Genomic DNA, 16,811 nt, shown 5'->3' on the forward strand with positions numbered 1-16,811 from the left:
ATCCCGACGCTGGCCGGGTGCGCGCTGGCGGGGGTGCTGCTCGGCCAGCTGCCGGGGTGAGGGGGCGCTACCCCGCCACCGGCCCCGGCTGGCCCGGGCTGGCCGGCAGGGTCGGGTCGACATGGCCCCAGCTCGGGGCCGAGGCGGTCCAGATCACGCTCTGCGGCCGGGCGATCTCGCGGTCGTCCAGGGCGCCGGCCCGCACCACCATGTAGTCGGGCTCGCCCAGCGCCTCGCTGAACAGCGGCGTGCCGCAGGTCGGGCAGAAGCGGCGGCGCATCGTCGCGCCGCTGTCGGCCTGGCTGAGATACTCGCCGGTCGCGCCGGTGACGGTGAAGCCCGCGGTGCGGAAGATCACGCCGATCGAGGCGTTGCCGGTGGCGAGGTACTGGCAGTCCCGGCACCAGCAGGCGCGCGCAACGATCGGCGGCTGGTCGAAGCTGAAGCGCACGGCGCCGCAGAAGCAGCGGCCGGTGATGGGCATCGGCATCCCTGTGGTCCTCCCCAGGCTGTGGGGAGCAGTCAAGGCCAGGCCGGGCGCGATGGCAACCCGGTCCTGCGCCAGGTGTCGCGGCTTTGCAGCGCCACCGGTCTCGTGGCCGGCGAGAAACGGATGCCGGGCTGCGGCCCTACATGATGATGCAGCTCGGCTTGTCCTGCGATTCGATATCGCGGACGAGGACCCGGTAAGCGCGCCCCTCATAGACGAGGAAGCCGTTCTGCCAGGTGTGGCGCTCGTCGAGCTCGACCATCGACCAGTTCCCGGCAAAGCCGATCACGCCGTTGTTCGATCCCGCCATCTGGCCGTTTCCGAGCGAAACCATGGCATGCGACAGGACGCGGCCCTCGTCGTCCTGGCTCATGGGGTTCGAATGGTAGGACGGGCCGAGCAGCGCGACGAAGCATCCGGGGGCGATGGCGTCCCACGCCGCCTGGCTCTCGATGACCTCGGAACCGTCGGGCACGAAGGCCGCGGGGTTGTTGGACTGCACGTTCGCGTTCAGCAGGGCCGCCGCGCGCTGGCTGATCGCGCCGGACATTTCGGCGCATTTGATCACCGCGGTCCAGCACGTCGTTGCCAGCTTCGTTCCCTCCGAACTGCCACGCTGCATGGCCTTGACCGCCATGTCGACCATGCGCTTGGCCCGCGGCTTGGCCGGGTTGAAGAAGACGGGCTTCCGGAAGGCGGCAGGCATATCCCTGGGACCTCTTGCGGTGACGGAAAGAAGCCAGCCTCGGCCGCGACTGTTACCGGTTCGTGGTGCCGGCCGGGTTTCCGGTTACCGTCGTAGCGGCGCTGCCGGCCTGGCCTCGGCGCCGGACCGGAAAATCCTTTAAGCCTAAACTAATTTGCCGTACTCTCCTGCCATGGGCCGGTACGGGAGGCGGAGATGCGGATCACGGTCATCGGCGGCGGTCCGGGCGGCCTGTACTTCGCCCTGCTGACCAGGAAGGCGCGGCCGGACTGGCAGGTCGCGGTGGTGGAGCAGAACCGGGCCGACGACACCTTCGGCTTCGGCGTCGTCTTCTCCGACGACACGCTGGACGAGTTCCTGTCGCGCGACCCGGAGTCCTATGAGCGGATCCGCGACCGCTTCGCCTATTGGGACGACGTCGCCATCCACTACAAGGGCGAGGAGATCCGCTGCGGCGGCAACGGCTTCTGCGGCACCTCGCGGATGACGCTGCTGCAGATCCTGCAGGAACGGTGCTGCGAGGTCGGGGTCGAACTGTCCTTCTCCGACCGGATCGACCCGGCGACGCTGGACGAGCGCTTCGCGGATTCCGACATCATCGTCGCGGCCGACGGCATCAACTCGGCGATCCGCGAGCATTACCGCGATGCCTTCCGGCCCGAGGTCTCGGTCAAGGCCAACCGTTTCTGCTGGATGGGCTCGACCCGGCCGATGGGTGAGTTCAACTACTTCTTCCGCCAGACCGAACACGGCGTGATCTGCGCCCACACCTACCAATACGAGGCCGGCGGTGAAGGCGAGGGCCGCTCGACCTGGGTGTTCGAGATGGACGAGGCCTGCTGGCAGGGCCACGGCTTCACCGAGGCCGACGAGGAGGGCTCGCGGACGAAGCTGGCCGCGATCTTCGCCGAGGAGCTGCAGGGCCATCCGCTGCTGCTGAACCGGTCGATGTGGCGGCGCTTCCCGCGGATCTTCTGCGAGCGCTGGTGGCACAAGAACATCGTGCTGCTGGGCGACGCCAAGGCCTCGGCGCATTTCTCGATCGGCTCCGGCACCAAGCTGGCGATGGAATGCGCCATCGCCCTCTCCGACGCCGTGGTGGCCAAGGCCGAGACGAGCGTCGAAACCGCCTTCGCCGCCTATGACAAGGCCCGGCGCACGCCGTGCCAGGTGACCCAGCACAATGCCGACGTGTCGCTGGCCTGGTTCGAGCACATGAACCGGTCCTTCGACATGGACCCGATGCAGTTCGCCATGGTGGTGATGTGCCGGGCCAAGTCGATCACCTACGACAATCTCCGCATCCGCGACCCGGACTTCGTGCGCCGGGCCGACGACGCCTATTACGAGCGGCTGTGGCGCGAGACCGGCGACGACTACCGCGCCAGCCGGCCGACGCCGATGTTCACCCGCTTCCGGCTGCGCGGCATGACTCTCGCGAACCGGGTGGTGATGTCGCCGATGGCGCAGTATTCCGCCGACCGCGACGGCAACCTGACCGACTGGCATTTCGTGCACTACGCCTCGCACGCCCTCGGCGGCATGGGGCTGATGTTCGTCGAGATGACCTGCCCGTCGCCGGACGCCCGCATCACCCTGGGCTGCCCCGGCCTGTGGACCGACGCGCATGAGGCGCAGTGGAAACGGGTGGTCGATTTCGTGCACGCCCATGGCGACACGAAGATCGCCATGCAGCTGGGCCATTCCGGCCGCAAGGGGTCGACCCAGCTGGGCTGGCAGAAGGCCGACCATCCGATCGCTGAGCCGGCGGACAACTGGCCGGTGCTCTCGGCATCGCCGCTGCCCTGGATCGAGGGCGTCAGCCCGGTGCCGCGGGAGATCGACCGGGCGGAGATGGACCGGATCAAGGCCGATTTCGTGCAAGCCACCGCGCGGGCCGCGCGGGCCGGCTTCGACCATCTCGAGCTGCACTGCGCCCATGGCTACCTGCTGGCGTCGTTCCTGTCGCCGCTGACCAACCGGCGGACGGACGACTATGGCGGGGCGGTGGAGAACCGGCTGCGTTATCCGCTGGAGGTATTCCGGGCGATGCGGGCGGCGTGGCCCGAGGGCCGGCCGATGTCGGTGCGCATCTCCGCCACCGACTGGGCCGAGGGCGGCATCGGCGAGGACGACGTTTTCGCCATCGCCGAGGCCTTCCGCGACGCCGGCTGCGACCTGATCGACGTCTCCGCCGGCCAGACCGTGCCGGACCAGAAGCCGGTCTATGGCCGGATGTTCCAGGTGCAGTTCGCCGAGGCGATCCGCAACGTACCGAAGCTGGCGACCATGGCGGTGGGCGCGATCACAGAGCCGGGGCAGATCAACACCATCCTGCACACCCGGCGGGCCGACCTGGTGGCGCTCGGCCGGCCGCATCTGTGGAACCCGACCTTCGTCCGCCAGGCCGAGGCCTGGTACGGCGTCAAGACCCAGTCCTGGCCGCAGCAATACTGGCCCGGCCGCGACCAGGCCTTCCGCGAGATCGCCCGCGCGGCCGACAAGCAGGCCGAGCTGCAGATCAAGGCCAAGCCGAGGCGGCACGGGCGGTAAGGGGCAGCGAAGAAGTATCTGCCTTCTTATACTGTCATCCTCGGGCTTGACCCGAGGATCCAGGGGCCGTTGAGAGCAGCTCTTGGTGGCTCCTGGATTGCCGGGTCAAGCCCGGCAATGACAATGAAACATCGAGTTCTAAGCCACTTCAGCCGATTGCCTTTCGGGCCGCCGCCACCGCCTCCGCCAGCCGGTCCAGCTCCGCCTCCGTGTGCAGGTAGGAGACGGCGGCGCGGCAGATGTCGCCCAGGCCGCGGGCGGTCATGTCGAGCGGCGTGTACATCACGCCGTTGACCGCGATGGTGATCCCCTGGGCCGCCAGGCGTTGGCGCAGCGCCGCCGGCTCTACTCCCTCGACCGCGAAGGACACCAGCGCCGCCTGCTCGACGCCGCGGTCATGCAGGGTGACGCCGGGGATCGCCGCCAGCCGGCCGCGCAGCCCCTGCGCCAGGCCGTCGAGCCGCGCCCGGATGGCGTCGATGCCGAGGGCTCGGGCGTAGCGGATCGCGGTGCCCAGGCCGAGCCGCAGCGCCATCGGGAAGTCGCCGGCCTCGAAGCGGACGGCGCCGTCCTGCAGCCGCGCGCCCTCCGGCGTCCAGGCGGCGGTGCGGGCGTCGTGATAGGGCGGGTCGAGCCGGTCGAGGAAATCCCGGCGGACATAGAGCAGCCCGGTGCCGCGCGGCCCCCGCAGATGCTTGCGGCCGGGCGCGATCAGCACGTCGCAGCCCAGCGCGGCGACGTCGACCGGGATCTGGCCGATCGCCTGCGAGGCATCGATGTAGTACGGCACGCCGGCGGCGCGGGCCACCCGGCCGATCGCCGCCGCCGGGTTGATCAGCCCGCCATTGGCGCCGATCCAGGTCAGCGACACCAGCTTCACCCGGTCGTCGATCATCGCCGCCAGCGCCTCGGGCGAGGCGCGGCCGGTGTCGTCGCAGGGAATCACCTCGATCACCGCGCCGGTGCGGGCGGCGGCGCGCTGCATGGTGGTCAGGTTGCCGCCCCATTCCTGCCGGGCGACCAGGATGCGGTCGCCGGCCTTGAGAGGCAGCCCGGCGAAGGCCAGGCCCCAGCCCTGGGTGGCGCTGCCGGTGAAGGCGATCTCGGCCGGCGCGGCGCCGATCAGCGCCGCGGCATCGGCCCGTGCTTCCTCCAGTGCCGGCGTCGCGGCCTGCCCGGCCTCGATCGGGCCGGACACCGCCTCGCGCTGCAGATGGGCCAGCACCGTGTCCAGAACCGGCTGCGGCGGCAGCGAGCTGCCGGCATGGTTGAAATGCAGCACCCGGTCGATGCCGGGCGTCTCCGCGCGCAGCCGTGCCAAGTCCAGGGATGGGGCCATGATCAGCCCTCGAGCTCGACGATCGCCTCGACCTCGACCGACACGCCGCGCGGCAGGGCGGCGACGCCGACCGCGGCGCGGGCATGCTTGCCCTTGTCGCCGAACACCGCGGCGATCAGGTCCGAGGCGCCGTTGCCGACCTGCGGCTGCTGGGTGAAGCCGGGGGCCGAGGCGACGAAGACGCCGAGCTTGACCACGTGGCGGATGCGGGCGAGCTCGCCGCCGGTCGCGGCCGAAAGCTGGGCCAGGATGGCCAGGGCGCAGGCCTGCGCCGCCTTCTGCCCGTCCTCCAGCGACACGGTGTCGCCGAGATGGCCGAGCCAGGCCGGGCCGTTGCGGTCCTGCGAGATTTGGCCGGAGATGAACAGCAGGTTGCCGGACTGAACGTAGGGCACGTAGTTGGCGGCCGGGGCGGAGGCGGCGGGCAGCTCATGGCCCAGGGCGGCGACGGCTTCGGCGATGGTCTTCGGCATGGTCGGTCCTCGGTGTCGGAAGCCCGGATGCTAGCCGCCGCCGGCCCGCCCGACGAACGCGAAGTTTTCGCGCTATGGGTGACTCTAGATCACCTGTAGCCCCAGCACCAGCCGGCCGGAGCCGTTGACCGTGACCGTCAGGTCCTCATAGTCGGCGATCACCGGGTGGCGCGTCGCCATCGGGCGGTGATGGGTGGCGCCGACGACCATGACGGTCGCGCCCGACGCCTCGGCCGCGGCGATGCCGGCCGGCGCATCCTCCCAGGCCAGGCAGTCCTCCGGGTCGGCGCCCAGCCGCTTGGCCGCGGCCAGGAAGCCGTCCGGCGCCGGCTTGCCGCGGACGACATCCTCGGCGGTGACCAGCACCGGCGGCGGCACCAGGCCCGCGGCGGCCAGGCGTTTCGCGGCAAGATCTCGCGGCGCCGAGGTGACGATGGCCCAGCGGTCCGGCGGCAGGGCCTGCAGGAACCGCTGCACTCCGGCGATCGCGGCCACGCCGTCGACATCGTCGATCTCGGCCTGGGTCAGCTCTGCGGCCTCGCGCGCCACCTCCGCCTCGGGGATGCCCCAGCGGCGGATGGTCTCGACCGCGCGCACGCCATGCATGGTCTCGACCACCGCCGCGGCGTCCAGCCCGTGCCGCTCGGCCCAGCGGGTCCAGATGCGGACGGCCGAGGCGATGCTGTCGATCAGCGTGCCGTCCATGTCGAACAGGAAGGCGGCATAGCTTCGCTGCGTCAGCATCGGGTCAGTCTTTCCGTTGGGCAGGGGCGGCCGCGGCCTCGCCGCGGATCCAGTCGAGGAAGGCGGCGACGGGCGGGGGGAGGGGGCCGGGCCGGGTCACCAGCCAGTAGCCCAGGCCGGGCGGGGCGAAGGGTGGCCCGCCCAAAGGTTCGACCAGTGCGCCGCCGCGCAGCTTCTCGCCGATCAGCGCGTGCCGGCCCATGGCCACGCCCTGGCCGGCCAGCGCCGCCTCCAGCACGATGTTGTAGTCGTGCAGCATCAGGGTGCGGGCGCGGGCCAGGTCGAAGCCATGCGCCGCCGACCAGACCGGCCATTCGATCGGCTCGCGGGCATAGGACAGCAGCAGGGTGTGGCGCAGCAGGTCGGCCGGCGCCGCGATCGGCGGGCCGCGATCCAGCAGCGCCGGGCTGACCACCGGTGCGATGCGGTCGGCCAGCAGCAGCGTCGCCTCGACCTCCGGCCAGCCGCCGGTGCCGTAGCGGATCGCCAGGTCGGCCTCGCCGCCGCCGACATCGACCAGGGCGTTGGACGGCTCCAGCCGCAGCTCGATCTCCGGATGCGCGGTGGCGAAGCGGCCGAGCCGCGGCACCAGCCAATGGGTGGCGAAGGAAGCCAGCAGGCTGACCCGCAGCACCGCCCGCTCCGGCGCCCGCACCGAGCGTGTCTCTTCCGCCAGCAGGTTGAAGGCGCGGCGGACTCCGTCGAGATAGCGCTCGCCGGCCGGGGTCAGGGCGATGGCGCGGGTCCTGCGGATGAACAGGGCGGTGCCGAGCTCCTGCTCCAGCCGCTGGACCTGGTGGCTGATCGCGCTCGGCGTCACCAGCAGCTCTGCCGCGGCATGGCGGAAGCTCAGATGCCGGCCGGCCGCCTCGAAGGCGCGCAGGGCGGGCAGGGAGGGCAGGCGCCGGGCGGCCATCAGGGACCGAACACGGACCAGCCCATGGCTTTCGCGAGGCGTTCCAGCGCCAGGGTGCCGAGCAGCGAATTGCCGTGCTGGTTCAGCCCGGGCGACCAGACCGCGACCGAAGCACGGCCCGGCACGATCGCCAGGATGCCGCCGCCGACGCCGCTCTTGCCCGGCAGGCCGACGCGGAAGGCGAAGTCGCCGGAGCCGTCATAGTGGCCGCAGGTCAGCATCAGCGCGTTGATCCGCCGCGCCCGCTCCGGCGACACCACGCGGTGCCCGGTCGACAGCCCGCCATCGGCCAGGAAGCGCCCCGCGGTGGCCAGCTGCCGGCAGGTCATGGCGATGGCGCATTGATGGACATAGACGCCCAGCGTCATCTCCACCGGGTGCAGCAGGTTGCCGAAGGATTTCATGTAGGCAGCCAGCGCCTGGTTGCGGTAAGCGGTGCCGGCCTCGGAGCGCGCTACCTTCTCGTCGATGGCGATGCCCTCGTCATCGGCCAGCCAGCGGATGAAGCGCAGGATCGACCCGATCGCCTCGCGCGGCTGGTGCCCGGCCAGGACGACGTCGGTCACCACCAGCGCGCCGGCATTGATGAACGGGTTGCGCGGCACGCCCTGTTCGTGCTCGAGCTGGACGATCGAGTTGAAGGCGTTGCCCGACGGCTCGCGCCCCACCCGCCGCCACAGCGCGTCGCCGACGGCGCCCAGCGCCAGGGTCAGGGTGAAGACCTTGCTGACGCTCTGGATCGAGAACGGCACCTCGGCGTCGCCGGCGACGTGGACGCCGTCGTCGAGCGTGGCCACGGCGATGCCGAACTGGCCGGGATCGACCTTCGCCAGCTCGGGGATATAGGTCGCGACGTCACCGCGATGCTGCTCCCGCGCCATGGCGTCGGCGATGCCGCCGACGACGTCGCCCAGATCCGGCATGCCGGTTCAGCCCTCGCGGTCGATGGTCATGTACAGGGCGGCGCCGTCCGGCGTGTCGATCGGCCCGCGGCGCTGGAACCCGGCCTTCTCATAGGCGCGGATCGCGGCGGCATTGGCAGGGGCCGGGTCGACCTGCACCCGCGCCGTTTCCGGCAGCGCCAGCAGGCGGCGCAGCACCAGCTTGATCAGCCGGGTGCCCATGCCGCGGCCGATGACATCCGTCTCGCCCAGGAACAGGTCGATGCCGAAGGTCTGCTGCGGCAACTGGTGCCCGGCCCAGAACGCGTCCGGGTTGGCGTGGTAGACATGCATGTACCCGATCGGCCGGCTGCCCTCGCAGGCCAGGAACGGCGCGATGTTCGGCTCGACCAGATGGGCGGCGATCTGCGACAGCTCCTCCTCCGGGTCGCCCCACCAGCGCATCACATGCGGCCGGTCCAGCCAGCGGGCGATGATCGGCAGGTCCTCGAGACGCAGCGCGTTCAGGCTGATCGACGGGTCGATCACATCGCCGATGTGCTCGTCCGCCAGCTTCAGCGCGACCGGCTCCGGCCCCGCCGCGGGCAAGGGATGGTCATCGCTCATGCCGCGCCGGGGAGGGCGATGTCTCGCCGTGTCGGGAAAGGAACAGACTCATGGACCGCATCGATGCTGCGAACGGGTCAAGAACCTGTACCCGATCACGGCGAACGGTCAAAGGGTCCTGTGACACAGCGCGAGCGACGGCTTTTCGTCATACAAACCGGACGAACCCGCGGCAGGCGCGCCCGCTGATCGGCAGGCGCGGCCCCGACACGGAGTTAAGCCTTGTCGGTGAAGGTCATGGTCATCGAGACGGCGGTCTGGTCCTGCAGGCGATAGGCCAGCGGGCCGCTGCCGTCGTCCTCGCTGTCGCTGATGACGCTGAAGACCTTCAGGTCCGTCCCGGAATCCGGGCCCATCCCGAGCTCCATGTAGCGGTCGTCACCGGCATAGGTGAGGCACACGCCCATATCCGCGCCGTAGGTGGAACCGACATGAACCTGCTTGCCCGGCTCCAGCGTGTAAGGACTCATCGAGGTCACGCCGTCGAAGATCAGCTTCATGTCGTCGAAGTTCGGATCCCGGTCGATCCGGATGCCGGCCTTCGCCTGATTGATCATGAGGACGGTGTTCTTGAAATCGGCCATGATTGTCTCTCCATTGAAATACGAATGGAAATGCCGTGATGCGACGAGAAATGACGATCGCGTCATGGCAATAAAAGAGGAAAACATTCAAACAATAGCAATGAATTCAGTATGGGTCGGAGGTCCGCATGTGTCAACCGGGGGGCTGCGAACGGCCGTACATCGCGGCCGGGTGACGACAGGACCAGGGCCGGCCCAGGCGCCCAGGCATACGGCCCTTCCGGATCAGCCCAGGTCGTAGGGCAGTTCCTCGTCCCGCTGGTTCAGGAACAGGAGGACGATGCCGGCGATGGTCAGGAACAGATGGGCGGGCGCCTGGCCGTTCCACTCCTTGGACTGCCACATGGCGAACCACTCGCCGCCGATGACGACGAAGCCGAAGGCATAGAGCGCGAAACCCATGCCGACCCCGGCCAGCGCCGGCGACTTGGCCCGGGCGAAGACCGTGGCGGGCGCGTCCCAGCGCATCGCCAAGCGGATGGCGCCGACCCAGCACACGATCGCCGTGGCGACCTGCCAGGCGATGATCAGGGCATAGGCCAGATGCGCGGCCCATGAAACGTCGATCGCCCGCCACATCAGGGCGGGCGATCGGAAGGTGGTGTCCATCGCCAGCACGTGGCGGACGAAGGCGAAGTTGGAGCCGTAGTCGGTCAGGTTGCCGACCGCGACCAACGTGAAGAACAGGGCAACGCCGGCTGTGGCCAGGATCTTGACGACCCTGGCCGTCAGCATCAGTGGGCCATCGCCGGTTCGCGGCCGATATCGGCCATCGGGTGCCGCTCCGCCCGCTGCAAGGCCTGGCCCTGGGCATCGAACAGGTGGCAGGTGTCGGCCGAGAAGCCGATCTGGATCTGGTCGTTGGTCTTGACCCGGCTGTCGCCGCCGGCCTGCACCGTCAGCATGCCCACCTCGGTCTTGACGTAGAGATAGGTCTCGCCGCCCAGCCGCTCGACCACCAGCACCTGGCCGGGGATGGTGGCGGCGCCGCTGCCCTGCTCGTTCATATGCTCCGGCCGGACGCCGAGCGTGACCTTGTCGCCGACCTTGGCGCGGCCCGGCTGCACCGGCACGGTGACCGCGCCGCCGCCCGGCAGGCTCACCGTCGCGGTGGCGCCATTGGCCGCGGTGACCCCGGTCTCGATGAAGTTCATCTTCGGGCTGCCGATGAAGCCGGCGACGAACAGGTTGTCCGGGTGGTGGTACAGCTCCAGCGGCGAGCCGACCTGCTCGATCCGGCCGGCGCTCAGCACCACGATCTTGTCGGCCAGCGTCATCGCCTCGACCTGGTCGTGGGTGACGTAGACCATGGTGGCGTTCAGGTCGTTGTGCAGGCGGGCGATCTCGATCCGCATCTGCACGCGCAGCGCCGCGTCGAGATTCGACAGGGGCTCGTCGAACAGGAACACCTTCGGGTTGCGCACGATGGCGCGGCCGATGGCGACGCGCTGGCGCTGGCCGCCCGACAGCTCCTTCGGCTTGCGCTTCAGCAGATGCTCGAGCTGCAGGATGCGGGCGGCGTCGCCGACCTTGCGCTCGATCTCGGCCTTGCTGGTCTTGGCGAGCTTCAGGCCGAAGGCCATGTTCTCGTAGACCGTCATGTGCGGGTACAGCGCGTAGCTCTGGAACACCATGGCGATGCCGCGCTCGGCCGGGGGCAGGTCGTTGACCCGCTGGCCGTCGATGGCGAGGTCGCCCGAACTGATGTCCTCGAGGCCGGCGATCAGCCGCAGCAGGGTCGACTTGCCGCAGCCCGACGGGCCGACAAACACGACGAATTCGCGGTCGCGGATGTCGAGATCGACGCCTTTGATGATCTCGAGATCGCCGAACGACTTACGAATGCCACGGAGCGTAACGCCAGCCATGTTTCCTCCACTGCGCAAACTTTGCCCGCACCATATCCAGCGCGAGCGGCTGAGGCCAGCATTTTGGAACCTCCGGGGCGAAATAGTCTGATGTTTGAATGAATCTGAGCCGAGGCGGCGGCTGCCGGAGCCCGCGGCGGGGCAGCGTCCGATTGACAGGCAGCGGCCCGGCGGTGTTAATCCGCGCGCCCGTCAGGAGCCCTCCAGGCATGCCGATCCGAGATCGTTTTCCGCCCGCCAGGACCGGCGCCGCATCGTGACGTCACCCTTCGAAGCCCGCCTGGCCCTTGCGGGGCCTGTTCCGCTTGCTGGACCTTTCGGGATTCCTAACACCGTCATTGCGAGCGCAGCGAAGCAATCCAGGGGCCGGTTCGCGCTGGCCCCTGGATTGCTTCGTCGGCTTCGCCTCCTCGCAATGACGGTGAGGGAAAGGCTCGGTGAAAGGACCTCTCTCGCCAGGCGGGAGAGGCCATGCGCTCCGGGGCGGGGGCGCGCATGAACCGGCCTGCGATCAGGCTCGCCACGGCGGTGGTCGGGCTGGCCGGGCTGTGCGCCATCATCTGGCTGGTCGCCGCACAGAACGCCGATGCGGTGCTCAAGCTGCTGCTCGACGCCAGCGGCGGCATCCTGCTGGTGGTCGCCTCGCATTTTCTGGCCATGGGTTGCTCGGCGCTGGCCTGGCGCGAGGCGATGCGGCCGCTGTGGTCGGCCGGCCCGGGCATCTTCCTGTGGGCGCGGCTGGTGCGGGAATCGGCCAATGCGGTGCTGCCGGTGGCCCAGGTTGGCGGCAATGTGCTGGGCGCCCGGGTGCTGGCGCTGCACGGCGCCGGCACGCTGCCGGCCGGCGCCGGCATGCTGGTCGACCTGACCCTGGAATTCCTGACCCAGATCCTGTTCTTCGCCATCGGCCTGGTGGTGCTGATCGCGATCGGCGGCGGCGACGCGCTGGGCTGGGCCGCGATCGGCCTCGGCATCGCCGTGCTGATGGGGCTCGGCTTCGTGCTGGCGCAGCGCTGGGGCATGTTCCGGCTGTTCGAAAAGCTGCTGGGCCGCATCGCCCGGGAGTTCGACTGGCCGGCGCTGAACTCGCTCTCCGGCCTGCACAACACGGTGCTGGCGATCTATCGCGACCGCGGCGCCATGGCCCGCGCCGCCGTGCTGCATCTCGCCTCCTGGGTGTGCGGCGCGGGCGAGGTCTGGCTGGCGCTGCAAGTGCTGGGCGCCGATATCGGCTTCGCCGAGGCGCTGGTGATGGAGAGCATCGGCCAGGCCGTCCGCACCGCGGCCTTCCTGGTTCCGGGCGCGCTCGGCATCCAGGACGGCAGCATCCTGGCGCTGGGCGTGATGTTCGGCCTGCCGCCGGAGCTCGCGTTGTCGGTGGCGCTGGTTAAGCGCATCCGCGAGCTGCTGCTGCATGCGCCGGCGCTGCTGATCTGGTACCTCATCGAAGGCCGGCGCCTGCTGCGGACGCCGGATGTCGCACGCGAGCAAGCCTCCTGATGTCGATCTACACCCAGCCCCACACCTCCTGGACCCATCGCTTGACCCGGATGATGGTCCGCCCCCTGGTCGGCACGAGGGTCACGCCGAACCACCTGACCACGGCCCGCCTGATTACCGGCCTCGCCAGCTGCGCCGCCTTCGCCATCGGCGACGAGAGCTGGACGGTCTGGGGCGGGGTGATCTGGCTGGTCTCCTGCCTGCTGGACCGGGCGGATGGCGAGCTGGCGCGGCTCGGCAACAGCTCCTCGCCCTTCGGCCATCTCTACGACACGATCTGCGACCTGTCGGTCAACGCGCTGATGTTCCTGGCGATCGGCATCGGCCTTCGCACCAGCTGGCTGGGCGAGGCCGGGCCGCTGCTGGGCCTGCTGGCCAGCGCTGGGGTGCTGGCAGCGTCGATCCTGTCGGCGAAGCTGGAGGCGGCGGGCGCGGTCGAGACCAAGGCCTATGTCGGCATCCTCGGCTTCGACTTCGACGACGCCCTCTACCTGTTCGCGCCGGCGGCCTGGTTCGGGCTGTTCCCCTATATCCTGATCGGCGCCGCGATCGGCGGACCGTTCTTCGCCATCCTCACCGCGCTGCGCCTTCGCGCCGCACGGGCGGCATCGCGGGCAGGATAGAGCGCCTATTGACACTCATTCGCAATCTCATCTAAATCCGGCGGACCACACCGGAGCCGCCGACGCATGTATATCTGCATCTGCAACGCCCTGAACGACACCCAGGTCCGGTGTGCCGTGGATGCCGGGGCGAAGAATGCGGGTCAGGTCTATGCCGGGCTCGGCTGCTCGCCCCAATGCGGCAAATGCGTCACCGCCATCCGCCGCATGGTGCACGAGGCCAGCCGCGAGCAGGACGACGCGGCGCCGGTCCTCCTCGCCGCCGAGTAACGCTCGACAGCCCCTGTACGTCGCCGCGCCGCGGTGCTAGCCAGCCTCCCGAGAGAGTTCCGAAGGGGAGGCCGCGATGGCGGAGACCAGGCGCATCATCATCGACACCGATCCGGGCCAGGACGACGCCATCGCCATCCTGCTGGCGATGGGCTCGCCGGAGCTGGAGATCGCCGGCCTGACCACCGTCGCCGGCAACGTGCCGCTGCACCTGACCACCGCCAATGCGCTGAAGCTGTGCGAGCTGGCCGGGCGCAGCGACATCCCGGTGGTGCAGGGATCGATCCGCCCGCTGGTGCGGCCGCTGGTCACCGCCGAGGCGGTGCACGGCAAGACCGGCCTCGACGGCTCCGGCCTGCCGGACCCGACGACCAGGCCGATCCCCGGCCACGCGGTCGACTGGCTGGTCGACACCATCATGGCGGCGCCGGAAGGCACCTACACGCTGTGCCCGCTGGGGCCCCTGACCAACATCGCCGCGGCGCTGGTGCGCGAGCCGAAGATCGCGCCGCGGATCCGCGAGATCGTGTTCATGGGCGGCGGCTTCTTCGAGGGCGGCAACACCACCCCGGCGGCCGAGTTCAACATCTATGTCGACCCGCACGCCGCGCATGTGGTGCTGACCAGCGGCATCAAGCTGACCATGGTGCCGCTCGACGTCACCCACAAGGCGCTGATCTCCCGCGCCTGGCTGGACAAGGTGGCGGCGCTGGGCACGCCGGTGGCGAAGAGCGTCCACGGCATGCTGGATTTCTATGAGCGCTTCGACATGGAGCGCTACGGCACGGCCGGCGGGCCGCTGCACGACCCCTGCGTCATCGCCTATCTGCTGCGGCCGGAGCTGTTCGGCGGCCGCGACTGCCATGTGGCGGTCGAGCTGGCGGGCGAGCACACGCTGGGCATGACCGTGGTCGACTGGTGGGACATGGCCGCCAAGTGGAATCGCCCGGACAAGAAGCCGAAGAACTGCCATGTGCTGCGCGACATCGACGCCGACGGCTTCTTCGAGCTGATCTACCAGGCGCTGCAGCGCGTCTGAGGCCGGCGGCCGGGGAGGGTAAGATGACCGAAGCGCTCGAAAGCATCTTCACCATCGAGGCGGCGCCGCTGAAGTTCGGCGCCGGCGCGGTCGAGGAGCTGGGGTGGGAGCTGAAGCGCCTCGGCGTCTCCCGGGTGCTGCTGGTGGCCGACCCGGCGCTGCATGCCTTCGAGCTGGTCGACCGGGTGATCGGCATCATCCAGCGCAGCGGCATCGGCGTGACCCGATTCGAGGGTATCGCGGTCGAGCCGACCCTGGAGGCGCTGGAGCTCGCCGCCGAGGTCGCGCTGGCGGCGGAGGTCGACGGCTTCGTCGCGCTCGGCGGCGGGTCGACCATCGACACCGCCAAGGTGGCCAACCTGATCAAGCGCCATGGCGGCGCGATCATGGACTATGTCAACGCGCCGATCGGCGGCGGGCGCAAGCCGCCGGGGCCGCTGTTCCCGCTGGTGGCGGTGCCGACCACCTCCGGCTCGGGGTCGGAGGCGACGACGGTCGCCATCCTCGACATCCCCGAGCTCAAGCTGAAGACCGGCATCTCGCACCGGTACATCCGCCCCAGCCTGGCGCTGGTGGATCCGGAGCTGGCGCGCACCACCCCGGCCGGCGTCACCGCCTCGGCCGGGCTCGACGTGGTCTGCCACGCGGTCGAATCCTACATCTCCAAGCCGTTCGACGCGCGGCCGCGCCCCGCAAGCCCCGACGACCGGCCGCCCTATCAGGGCAGCAACCCGGTGGCCGATCTGTGGTCGCTGCGGGCGATCGAGTTCGGCGGCCGCTACCTGGCCCGTGCGGTGGCGAGCGGCGACGACCTCGAGGCGCGCGGCACGATGATGCTGGGCGCGACCATGGCCGGGATCGGCTTCGGCACCGCTGGGGTGCATATCCCGCACGCCTGTGCCTATCCGATCGCCGGGCTGAAGCACGTCTTCCACGCCGAGGGCTACAGCCGCGACCACGCCTTCGTGCCGCATGGCTATTCGGTGATCGTCACCTCGCCGGCGGCGTTCCGCTTCACCTTTGATTCGGCGCCTGAGAAGCACATCCGGGCGGCGGAGCTGCTGGCCGGAGGGCCGGTCGCGGATCCGGGGCCGGACAGCCTGCCGCGGGCGCTGATCGCGCTGATGCGGGAGGTCGGCGCGCCCAGCGGCATCGCCGCGCTGGGCTATGAGGAATCCGACATCCCGGCCCTGGTCGAGGGCGCGCTGAAGCAGCAGCGCCTCCTGGTCGGGGCGCCCAAGCCGGTCGGGCCGGCCGATCTCGAGCGGATCCTGCGGGAGTCGCTGGCGAACTGGTAAGAAGAAGGCCGCCGGATCGCTCCGGCGGCCCTGGATCATACATGGCGACGGCTCAGGCCGCGCGCAGCACCACCTCGGTCGGCACGTAGTTCAGGCCCAGCGCCTCGGCCACCGGCTTGTTGGTGATCTGGCCGGAATGCACGTTCAGCCCCTCGCGCAGATGCGGGTCGTCCAGGCAGGCGCGGCGATAGCCCTTGTCGGCCAGCGCCAGGGCGAAGGGCAGGGTGGCGTTGTTCAGCGCGAAGGTCGACGTCCGCGCGACGCCGCCCGGCATGTTGGCGACGCAGTAATGCACCACCCCGTCGACCACATAGGTCGGGTTGTCATGGGTGGTCGGCTTCGAGGTCTCGAAGCAGCCGCCCTGGTCGATGGCGACGTCGACCACCACCGAGCCGGGCTTCATCTTGGCGATCATGGCGCGGGTCACCAGCCGCGGCGCCGCGGCGCCCGGCACCAGCACCGCCCCGATCACCAGATCGGCGCCGGTGACATGCTCCTCGATCGCGTCGACGGTGGAATAGACCGTGTTCAGCTCGGCGCCGAACTGCAGGTCCAGCTCCTTCAGCCGCTGCAGCGACTTGTCGATCACCGTGACGCTGGCCTCCAGGCCCATCGCCATCCGCGCGGCGTTGGTGCCGACCACGCCGCCGCCGAGGACGACGACCTTGGCCGCCGGCACGCCGGGCACGCCGCCCAGCAGCATGCCGCGGCCGCCCTGGATCTTCTCCAGGCAATGGGCGCCGCACTGGATCGACATCCGGCCGGCCACCTCGCTCATCGGGGCCAGCAGCGGCAGGCCGCCGCGGGCATCGGTCACCGTCTCATAGGCGATGGCGACGGCGCCGGACTTCATCAGCAGCTCGGTCTGGCGCGGGTCGGGCGCCAGATGGAGATAGGTGA

18 protein-coding genes are annotated in these 16,811 nt (G+C 70.0%); 6 read left to right on the forward strand and 12 right to left on the reverse strand.

The window, feature by feature from the left end:
- Window positions 1-67: 67 nt before the first annotated feature.
- Window positions 68-490 (reverse strand): GFA family protein, encoded by a 423-nt coding sequence (locus tag ABDW35_RS15405; RefSeq protein WP_343714761.1) that lies wholly within the window; start codon window positions 488-490, stop codon window positions 68-70.
- Window positions 491-629: 139 nt separating this feature from the next.
- Window positions 630-1,136 carry a hypothetical protein gene (locus tag ABDW35_RS15410; protein ID WP_343714762.1) on the reverse strand — a complete coding sequence of 169 codons (507 nt, stop codon included), beginning with the start codon at window positions 1,134-1,136 and terminating at the stop codon, window positions 630-632.
- 255 nt (window positions 1,137-1,391) lie between these two features.
- Between ABDW35_RS15410 and ABDW35_RS15415 the strand changes: the two genes are divergently transcribed.
- Window positions 1,392-3,749, forward strand: coding sequence for a bifunctional salicylyl-CoA 5-hydroxylase/oxidoreductase (locus ABDW35_RS15415; RefSeq protein WP_343714763.1), 2,358 nt, complete (start codon window positions 1,392-1,394; stop codon window positions 3,747-3,749).
- 148 nt (window positions 3,750-3,897) lie between these two features.
- On the opposite strand, the gene ABDW35_RS15420 is transcribed toward ABDW35_RS15415, so the two are convergent.
- From ABDW35_RS15420 to ugpC, 9 genes are all read right to left on the reverse strand, one after another.
- A complete protein-coding gene (locus ABDW35_RS15420; protein ID WP_343714764.1) occupies window positions 3,898-5,088 on the reverse strand; it encodes an aminotransferase class V-fold PLP-dependent enzyme in 1,191 nt (396 codons plus the stop codon).
- A gap of 2 nt (window positions 5,089-5,090) precedes the next feature.
- A complete protein-coding gene (locus ABDW35_RS15425) occupies window positions 5,091-5,561 on the reverse strand; it encodes a RidA family protein (protein WP_343714765.1) in 471 nt (156 codons plus the stop codon).
- 84 nt (window positions 5,562-5,645) lie between these two features.
- Entirely contained in the window at window positions 5,646-6,305 is a 660-nt protein-coding gene (locus ABDW35_RS15430) for an HAD-IA family hydrolase (RefSeq protein ID WP_343714766.1), read from the reverse strand.
- 4 nt (window positions 6,306-6,309) lie between these two features.
- A complete protein-coding gene (gene gcvA, locus ABDW35_RS15435; protein ID WP_343714767.1) occupies window positions 6,310-7,221 on the reverse strand; it encodes a transcriptional regulator GcvA in 912 nt (303 codons plus the stop codon).
- On the reverse strand, window positions 7,221-8,144 hold the full coding sequence (locus ABDW35_RS15440) for a glutaminase (protein ID WP_343714768.1): 924 nt from the start codon (window positions 8,142-8,144) through the stop codon (window positions 7,221-7,223). The genes gcvA and ABDW35_RS15440 overlap by 1 nt, the downstream gene beginning before the upstream one ends.
- A 6-nt stretch (window positions 8,145-8,150) precedes the next feature.
- Entirely contained in the window at window positions 8,151-8,729 is a 579-nt protein-coding gene (locus tag ABDW35_RS15445; protein ID WP_343714769.1) for a GNAT family N-acetyltransferase, read from the reverse strand.
- A 215-nt stretch (window positions 8,730-8,944) separates the two neighbouring features.
- On the reverse strand, window positions 8,945-9,313 hold the full coding sequence (locus tag ABDW35_RS15450) for a hypothetical protein (protein WP_343714770.1): 369 nt from the start codon (window positions 9,311-9,313) through the stop codon (window positions 8,945-8,947).
- A gap of 225 nt (window positions 9,314-9,538) precedes the next feature.
- Window positions 9,539-10,048, reverse strand: coding sequence for a DUF2165 domain-containing protein (locus ABDW35_RS15455; RefSeq protein ID WP_343714771.1), 510 nt, complete (start codon window positions 10,046-10,048; stop codon window positions 9,539-9,541).
- The gene (gene ugpC, locus ABDW35_RS15460) at window positions 10,048-11,181 is read right to left on the reverse strand and encodes a sn-glycerol-3-phosphate ABC transporter ATP-binding protein UgpC (RefSeq protein ID WP_343714772.1); all 1,134 of its coding nucleotides are present in this window, start codon (window positions 11,179-11,181) and stop codon (window positions 10,048-10,050) included. The genes ABDW35_RS15455 and ugpC overlap by 1 nt, the downstream gene beginning before the upstream one ends.
- Window positions 11,182-11,676: 495 nt before the next feature.
- Here ugpC and ABDW35_RS15465 point away from each other — a divergent pair, with 495 nt between their 5' ends.
- From ABDW35_RS15465 to ABDW35_RS15485, 5 genes are all read left to right on the forward strand, one after another.
- Window positions 11,677-12,681 (forward strand): lysylphosphatidylglycerol synthase domain-containing protein, encoded by a 1,005-nt coding sequence (locus ABDW35_RS15465; protein WP_343714773.1) that lies wholly within the window; start codon window positions 11,677-11,679, stop codon window positions 12,679-12,681.
- Window positions 12,681-13,304 (forward strand): CDP-alcohol phosphatidyltransferase family protein, encoded by a 624-nt coding sequence (locus tag ABDW35_RS15470; protein WP_343714774.1) that lies wholly within the window; start codon window positions 12,681-12,683, stop codon window positions 13,302-13,304. Before ABDW35_RS15465 ends, ABDW35_RS15470 begins: the two co-directional genes overlap by 1 nt.
- A gap of 66 nt (window positions 13,305-13,370) precedes the next feature.
- Window positions 13,371-13,574, forward strand: a complete 204-nt coding sequence (locus ABDW35_RS15475) for a (2Fe-2S)-binding protein (protein WP_343714775.1) — start codon at window positions 13,371-13,373, stop codon at window positions 13,572-13,574.
- A gap of 76 nt (window positions 13,575-13,650) precedes the next feature.
- The gene (locus ABDW35_RS15480; RefSeq protein WP_343714776.1) at window positions 13,651-14,613 is read left to right on the forward strand and encodes a nucleoside hydrolase; all 963 of its coding nucleotides are present in this window, start codon (window positions 13,651-13,653) and stop codon (window positions 14,611-14,613) included.
- Between the two features lie 23 nt (window positions 14,614-14,636).
- Entirely contained in the window at window positions 14,637-15,911 is a 1,275-nt protein-coding gene (locus ABDW35_RS15485; protein ID WP_343714777.1) for a hydroxyacid-oxoacid transhydrogenase, read from the forward strand.
- A gap of 52 nt (window positions 15,912-15,963) precedes the next feature.
- Here ABDW35_RS15485 and ald read toward each other — a convergent pair.
- A partial coding sequence (gene ald, locus ABDW35_RS15490) for an alanine dehydrogenase (RefSeq protein WP_343714778.1) occupies window positions 15,964-16,811 on the reverse strand: 848 nt, incomplete at its 5' end.

Source organism: Inquilinus sp. (assembly GCF_039594555.1).
Classification (GTDB): Bacteria; Pseudomonadota; Alphaproteobacteria; order DSM-16000; family Inquilinaceae; genus Inquilinus.